The organism is Mesorhizobium sp. M7A.F.Ca.AU.001.01.1.1 (assembly GCF_004022735.1).
GTDB lineage: Bacteria > Pseudomonadota > Alphaproteobacteria > Rhizobiales > Rhizobiaceae > Mesorhizobium > Mesorhizobium ciceri.
In genome coordinates, this window is the sequence record NZ_RZPF01000530.1 from 1 (window position 1) to 4757 (window position 4757).

Annotated in this window: 5 protein-coding genes; 3 read left to right on the forward strand and 2 right to left on the reverse strand. The window is 63.9% G+C overall.

The window, feature by feature from the left end; translation table 11 throughout:
• From EN884_RS39085 to EN884_RS26235, 3 genes are all read left to right on the forward strand, one after another.
• Positions 1 to 190, forward strand: a 190-nt coding sequence (locus EN884_RS39085) for a hypothetical protein (protein ID WP_206617640.1), incomplete at its 5' end; no start/stop codon positions are given.
• Positions 187 to 2493 carry a xanthine dehydrogenase family protein molybdopterin-binding subunit gene (locus tag EN884_RS26230; protein ID WP_063167699.1) on the forward strand — a complete coding sequence of 769 codons (2307 nt, stop codon included), beginning with the start codon at positions 187 to 189 and terminating at the stop codon, positions 2491 to 2493. The genes EN884_RS39085 and EN884_RS26230, both read left to right, overlap by 4 nt.
• Positions 2494 to 2564: 71 nt before the next feature.
• Entirely contained in the window at positions 2565 to 3467 is a 903-nt protein-coding gene (locus EN884_RS26235) for a DMT family transporter (protein WP_244506971.1), read from the forward strand.
• Here the strand turns inward: EN884_RS26235 and EN884_RS26240 are convergent, their stop codons facing one another.
• Entirely contained in the window at positions 3468 to 4280 is an 813-nt protein-coding gene (locus tag EN884_RS26240; protein WP_013532623.1) for a helix-turn-helix transcriptional regulator, read from the reverse strand.
• A 54-nt stretch (positions 4281 to 4334) separates the two neighbouring features.
• A partial coding sequence (locus EN884_RS26245) for a uracil-DNA glycosylase (protein WP_164895160.1) occupies positions 4335 to 4757 on the reverse strand: 423 nt, incomplete at its 5' end.

A 4757-nucleotide genomic window follows, 5' to 3' on the forward strand; every position in this document is an offset into this window, starting at 1 on the left:
CTTGAAGACCTGGCCGGTGTCCGTGCGCATTCCGTGGGTTTTCCTGTCGATTGCGTTGGCGGCGGATTGTGTCCGCTGGTCCAAGAAATTTGAAGTCCGCGCTCTTTACACGAAACGGCCCCTCGACAAAACTGAGGCAATGCCTATTTCAGGCGTTCGTTCTCCTGTCATCATCACGAGGCATCCATGACCGTCGTCACACCGAAATTCGGCATGGGCGCATCCGTGCTGCGGCGCGAGGATGCCGCCTTCATCCAGGGCCAGGGCCGTTATACCGACGACATCCAGCCGGCTGGCGTCCTGCATGGCTATCTCCTGCGTTCGCCGGTCGCCAAGGCCAGCTTCACCATCGGTTCGACCGAGGCGGCGAAGGCCGCACCTGGCGTCCATCTGGTACTGACCGGCAAGGACCTTGCCCATCTCGGCGATCTGAAATCCGGCGTCATGCAGGAACAGCCGGACGGCACCAAGGCGCCGACGCGCGACATCCCGATCCTGTGCCGCGACCGCGTCAACTATGTCGGCGATGCCGTTGCCTTCGTCGTCGCCGACAGCCGTGCCTTGGCGCAGGATGCCGCTGAATTGATCGATGTCGACTATGACGGCGAAGACGCGGCTTCCGGGACCGCAAATGCACTTGCCGAAGGCACGCCGCTGGTCTGGCCGGAGCTCGGTTCCAACCGCGCCTTCAGCTACCACATGGGCGACAGGAAAAAGACCGAAGCGGCTTTCGCCAAGGCCGCACACGTCACCCGCATCGAGTTCGTCAACAACCGGCTGGTCTGCAACTACATGGAGCCGCGCTCCGCGATCGGCGAATGGAACGTCGAGGAGAAGCGCTTCGTGCTGACCACCGGGTCGCAAGGCGTGCACTCCATGCAGTACATCCTGGCCAGCGTGTTCAAGATCAAGAAGGGCCAGTTGCGCGTCATCACACCTGATGTCGGCGGTGGTTTCGGGCCCAAGAGCTTCGTCTACCGCGAATATCCGCTGGTGCTGGAAGCGGCGAAGCGGCTTGGCCGCCCGGTGAAGTGGGCCGGCGACCGCACGGAACACTTTCAGACCGACGCGCAAGGCCGCGACAATTTCGTCACGGCCGAGATGGCACTGGACAAGGACGGCCGCTTTCTCGGCATGAAGGTGGACCTGCTCGCCAACATCGGCGCCTATATCTCGCAATATGGTCCGTTCATCCCCTATATCGGCGTCACCATGTCGACCGGTGTCTACGATATCCAGGCGCTCGACGTCTCGGTGACCGGCCTCTACACCAACACCTGCCCGGTCGATGCCTATCGCGGTGCCGGCCGGCCGGAAGCAGCCTTCCTGCTGGAAAAACTGGTCGATGCCTGCGCCCACGATCTCGGCCTGCCCGTCGAGGAGATCCGCCGCCGCAATTTCATCCGGCCGGAGCAATTTCCCTACCGGACGCAAACCGGCCGCCTCTACGACACCGGTGAATTCGAAGGCCATATGGAGCGCGCCATTGAGCAATCCGAATGGAAAGCGTTTCCGGAGCGGCTGGCGCAGTCGAAGGCCGGCGGAAAAATCCGCGGTCTCGGCATGGCGACCTATATCGAGGCCTGTGCCTTTCCGGGCTCGGAGCCGGCCTTCGTCGAACTCAATGGCGACGGCACGGTGACGCTGAAGATCGGCACCCAGACCAACGGACAGGGACACGCCACCGCCTATGCGCAGTTCCTGTCGGAAAAGCTCAATCTCGACATCGACAAAATCCATGTCCGCCAGGGCGATACCGATGAATTGAAGGCCGGCGGCGGCACCGGCGGCTCGCGCTCCATTCCGCTGGGGGGTGTGTCGGCTTCCCGCGCGGGCGAGGATCTGGCCAACAAGATCAAGCGCATCGCCGCCGACGAGCTGGAGGCTTCTGCCGGCGACATCGAGTTGTCCGATGGTGTTGCCCGCATCGTCGGCACCGATCGCTCGCTCGATTTTTCCAGCATCGCCAAGGCCGCCAAGACGCCTGACGATCTCAAGGGCTTTGGCGAGTTCGTGCAGGACGAATGCACCTATCCCAACGGCACTCATATCTGCGAGGTCGAGATCGATCCCGACACCGGCGCGACCGAGATTGTCCGCTACACCATCGTCGACGATTTCGGCGTGACCGTGAACCCGATCCTGCTCGCCGGCCAGGTGCATGGCGGCGTCGTGCAAGGCATCGGCCAGGCACTGACCGAGGACACTATCTACGGCGAGGACGGACAGCTTTTGACGGCGAGCTTCATGGATTACGCCATGCCGCGCGCCGACAATTTCCCGTTCTTCCATTTCGAGACCCGCAACGTGCCGTCGACGACCAATGCACTCGGCATCAAGGGCGCGGGCGAGGCCGGCACCATCGGTTCGACCCCGGCGGCACTCAATGCGGTGACCGACGCGCTCTGGCGCGCTTATGGCGTCAAGCACATCGACATGCCGGCAACGCCGGCGCGTATCTGGGCGACGATCCGAGAAGCGTCGGGAGCGTGACAGCGGGCCCCGGCAGCCCCTCGGCCACAGCCAGCGATGATGCCGGCGGGCACGACACGCTTACCGGCATCATGCTCAAGATCGTGTCGGTGGCGGTCTTCGTCGGCATGCAGACCTGCATCAAAGCCGCAGGCACGGTTCCGGCCGGCCAGATTGTCTTCTTCCGCTCTTTCTTCGCCATCTTCCCGATCATCGCCTTCCTGGCCTTCAGGAAAGAGCTCGGCACTGCCTTCACCACCAAGCGTCCGTTCAACCACATCGCCCGCGGCCTGGTCGGCGTCTGCGCCATGGGGCTCGGCTTTTTCGCGTTGACCCGGCTGCCGCTGCCGGAAGCGATCACGCTGAACTACGCGCAGCCGCTGCTGGTGGTGGTGTTCAGCTCCATCTTCCTCGGCGAGGCTATCCGCGTGTATCGCTGGAGTGCGGTCGCGGTCGGCCTGGTCGGCGTGCTGATCATCTCCTGGCCGGAACTGACGCTGCTGAGTTCCGACCAGGCGCTCGACGACCAGGAAGTGCTTGGCGTCATGGCCGCTCTTGTCGCGGCGGCGATCTCGGCCGTCGCCATGCTCTTGGTGCGCAATCTCGTGCAAAGCGAGCGTACGGCGACCATCGTGCTGTGGTTTTCGGTGACGGCGAGCGTCATGTCGCTGCTCTCGCTGCCATTCGGCTGGCAGGCGCTGACGCCGCTCCAGGCGGCCCTTCTTGTTGCCGCCGGCTTCTGCGGCGGCCTTGGCCAGATCCTGATGACGGCGGCCTATCGCCATGCCGAAGCCTCGGTCGTGGCGCCGTTCGAATACACCTCGATGATCCTAGGCCTCGTCGTCGGCTATCTCGTCTTCGGCGACGTCGCCACGCTCCATATGCTTGTCGGCGGCCTGATCGTCGTCGCCGCCGGCATCTTCATCATCTGGCGCGAACGCCAGCTCGGCCTGGAGCGCACCCGCACGCGCAAGGCATCTTTGCCTGAAGGGTGATTACGAACGTTCGGCCCGTTCCTTCGCCAACCGAACCAGCACCGTCCTCGTCTGTTCATCGGCGGGGAAAAACGATTCGATCGCCAGTTCCGAAAGCGTCACGTCGAGCGGCGTGCCGAACACGGTGATGGTGCTGATGAACGACAGCACCTGATCGCCATGCGCCAGCCTGAGCGGATGCACGATGGCGTTCGCCTCGACCGGCGACGGCCGGCTGCCTCTCAAGCCTGACGGATAAGTCCTCAGCTCACGCTCGAGTTCGATCAGCACCGCGTCGCCGCTCGCGTCATTCTGGTGTTTCAGGCGCTCGAGCAGATGCGTGCGCCATTCCTGGAGGTTGACGATGCGTGGCGCGATGCCGCCGGGATGCAGGCTGAGGCGAAGCACGTTGACCGGCGGCGTCAGCAGCGAAGCCTCGCTGACATCGGCAAGGAAGGGAGCGATGGCGGCGTTGGCCGAAACCAGGTTCCAGTGGCGGTCGACAGCGAGTGCCGGGAACGGCTCGTGGCCTTTGAGCACGATTTCGACCGCCGCCATCGCCGGCGCCATTGTCGTGTCGGTCAGCGAGCGTTCGCCGAAACTGGGGGCAAAGCCGGCGGCGAGCAGCAACTGGTTGCGTTGCCTCAGCGGGATCGACAATTGCTCGGCCAGATGCAGCACCATGTCGCGCGAGGGCGCGGCGCGGCCGCTTTCGACGAAGCTCAGATGCCGCTGCGAGATTTCGGCCTCCATGGCGAGGTCGAGCTGCGACATGCGCCGGCGCGTGCGCCATTCGCGAATAAGGCTGCCGGCGGAGGTTTGGGCTGTTGTCATGAGTGAATGGTTAGGCTGGTGAGGACGGCATTTCAATTACCTGCGCGGTTATCGCTAGGTGAGCGCTCGCAGCTTTGCCTTCACTTCGAGGAAATCCCGCCACGCCAGCTTCTTGTGCGACGGGGTTCGCAGGAGATAGGCCGGATGCAGCGTCGGCATGGCCGGGATGGCGATGCCGGATGCCGTCGTGTGAACGCGCCAATTGCCGCGCAGCCGCAATATGCCTTCCGAGGTGTTGAGCAAGGTCTTGGCCGACGGGCCGCCAAGGTTGATCAGCACCTTGGGATTGACCAGCTCGATCTGCCGTTCGATGAACGGCCGGCAGATCTCGGTTTCGTGCGGCGTCGGCGTGCGATTGCCCGGCGGCCGCCAGGGAATGACATTGGCGATATAGGCTGAAGTGCGGTCGAGCCCGATCGCGGCCAGCATGCGGTCGAGCAGCCGGCCCGAGCGGCCGACGAAGGGCAGGCCCTCGAT

Excerpts from the sequence above, each read along its gene's own strand:
- EN884_RS26230 (WP_063167699.1), top strand. The coding sequence starts at position 187 with ATGACCGTCGTCACACCGAAATTCGGCATGGGCGCATCCGTGCTGCGG.
- EN884_RS26235 (WP_244506971.1), top strand. The coding sequence starts at position 2,565 with ATGCTCAAGATCGTGTCGGTGGCGGTCTTCGTCGGCATGCAGACCTGC.
- EN884_RS26240 (WP_013532623.1), bottom strand. The coding sequence starts at position 4,280 with ATGACAACAGCCCAAACCTCCGCCGGCAGCCTTATTCGCGAATGGCGC.